At 32.7% G+C, this 2,462-nt stretch carries 2 protein-coding genes; both read left to right on the top strand.

Translation table 11 applies throughout. The annotated features are described in order from the left end of the window. A partial coding sequence (locus ACP6PK_RS27315; RefSeq protein ID WP_426564396.1) for a hypothetical protein occupies positions 1 to 201 on the top strand: 201 nt, incomplete at its 5' end. A 149-nt stretch (positions 202 to 350) separates the two neighbouring features. Then, entirely contained in the window at positions 351 to 2,462 is a 2,112-nt protein-coding gene (locus ACP6PK_RS27310) for a prolyl oligopeptidase family serine peptidase (RefSeq protein WP_426564394.1), read from the top strand.

Genomic DNA, 2,462 nt, shown 5'->3' with positions numbered 1-2,462 from the left:
ACAAAAGTAAAAGAGAGATTTGCCATGGAGAAATCGTTTCTCTTTCTTTACCTTTCCACTGTTGAAAATTTTCTAGGCAATTCTAGAAATTATTCTAAAAATTCAAAAATATGGAGATTTTCCTGGTGTAGCAATGACAAAAGTAAAAGAGAGATTTGCCATGGAGAAATCGTTTCTCTTTCTTTACCTTTCCACTGTTGAAAATTTTCTAGGCAATTCTAGAAATTATTCTAAAAATTCAAAAATATGGAGATTTTCCTGGTGTAGCAATGACAAAAGTTATACAATGTTTACTTGATCAAAATTAAATCAACTTCTAAAATTAGAGAAACAATTCACAAATCAAAAATATGAAATATCCAAAACAACCTCTAAAATATCCCATCACTGACAAAACAGACATAGTAGAAAATTATCATGGTATTCAAGTTCCCGATCCTTATAGATGGTTAGAAGACCCTGACTCAGAAAAAACTCAAGAGTGGGTAAAATCTCAGAATGAAATTACCTTCAATTATCTGGCAGAAATTTCCGAACGAGAAAACATCAAAAAACGACTAACTCAAATCTGGGATTATGAAAAATATAGCGTTCCTTTCAAAGAAGGCGATCGCTACTTCTATTTTAAGAATGATGGTTTACAAAATCAAAGTGTTTTATATACTTTACCTACTCTAGATGCTGAACCAAAAGTTTTGATAGACCCGAATAAATTATCAGAAGATGGAACAGTCGCTCTTTCAGGAATTGCTATTAGTAAAGATGGCAAATTAATAGCTTATGGTATTTCTCATGCTGGTTCAGATTGGCAAGAATGGCGGATTAAAAATATTGAAACTGGAGAAGATTTACCAGATTTTTTGCAATGGATTAAATTCTATCGACCAACTTGGAAAAATGATAATCAGGGTCTGTTTTATAGTCGTTATGAACAACCAAAAGAAGGGGAGTTAAAAGAGACTAACTATTTACATAAGGTTTACTATCATAGTTTAGGTAGTTCTCAAAATGATGATGTACTAATTTATGAAAATCCCGATAAAAAAGAATGGAGTTTTAATTGTTATGTGACAGAAGATAACAAATATTTAATTTTGACAATTTGGCAAAGTACAGAACGCAAAAATTTGGTTTTTTATCAGGATTTAACTATCCCAGATGCACCGATAGTAGAACTTATTAGTGAGTTTGAAGCTGAATATAGTCTGATAGATAATGATGATAATATCTTTTGGTTTGTCACAGATTTTGATGCTCCGAAAAAACGAGTTATTGCCATTGATATTAATAACCCCCCATCTCCTTCTTTAGTAAGAGCAGAAAATCAAGATAAATGGCAAGAAATTATTCCCGAAACAACAGATACATTGCAAGGAGTAGGCACACTTAATAATCAGTTTGTTGCTTTCTATTTAAAAGATGCTCATACTCAGATAAAAATCTTTAATCTTGATGGTTCCCTAGTAAGAAATGTAGACTTACCTGGTATTGGTTCGGTAGGTGGTTTTTATGGCAAACGTTACGAGAAAACCACATTTTATAGTTATGTTAGTTTCACAACTCCATCAACTATTTATCAGTACGATATGGTAAGTGGTGAAAGTAAAATTTATCGTCAATCAAATGTAGATTTTAATCCCGATGAATTTGAAACAAAGCAAATTTTTTATAGTAGTAAAGATGGTACAAGCATCCCCATGTTTATTACTCATAAAAAAGGCGTAAAGCTAGATGGCAATAACCCAACTATTCTTTATGGATATGGAGGATTTAATATTTCTCTCATTCCCAACTTTTCTATGAGTAGATTAGTCTGGTTAGAGATGGGAGGAGTCTACGCAGTTCCCAATATTCGTGGAGGAGGAGAATATGGTGAAGAATGGCATCAAGCAGGAATAAAACAACAGAAACAAAATGTATTTGATGATTTTATTAGTGCTGCTGAATGGTTGATAGAAAATAACTGGACTTGCTCAAAAAAATTAGCTATTACTGGTGCAAGTAATGGTGGTTTATTAGTAGGTGCTTGTATCACTCAAAGACCAGAATTATTTGGTGCAGCTTTACCCGCAGTAGGAGTAATGGATATGTTACGTTTCCATAAATTTACTATTGGTTGGGCGTGGGTTGGTGATTATGGTTCCCCAGATAATCTAGAAGAATTTAGAGCTTTATATGCTTATTCTCCTCTACATAATTTAAAGCCAGAAACTTCTTATCCTGCAACTTTAGTTATTACTGCTGACCATGATGATAGAGTTGTTCCAGCTCATAGTTTTAAGTTTATTTCTGCTTTACAAGAAGTTCATATTGGAGATAATCCAGTGTTAATTAGAATTGAAACTAAAGCAGGTCACGGAGCCGGAAAACCTACTACGAAAATAATTGAAGAAATTACAGATGAATTTGCTTTTTTGCTGAGAAACTTTGAGATAGAATTACCTGAAAATTTTGGTAATTAA

This window comes from Dapis hubbardiae BLCC-M172, from assembly GCF_050016015.1.
GTDB lineage: Bacteria > Cyanobacteriota > Cyanobacteriia > Cyanobacteriales > Microcoleaceae > Trichodesmium.
Note: the sequence above shows the minus strand (reverse complement) of the source record. Positions and strands in the feature narration are given on the sequence as shown.

Excerpts from the sequence above, each read along its gene's own strand:
- ACP6PK_RS27310 (WP_426564394.1), top strand. The coding sequence starts at position 351 with ATGAAATATCCAAAACAACCTCTAAAATATCCCATCACTGACAAAACA.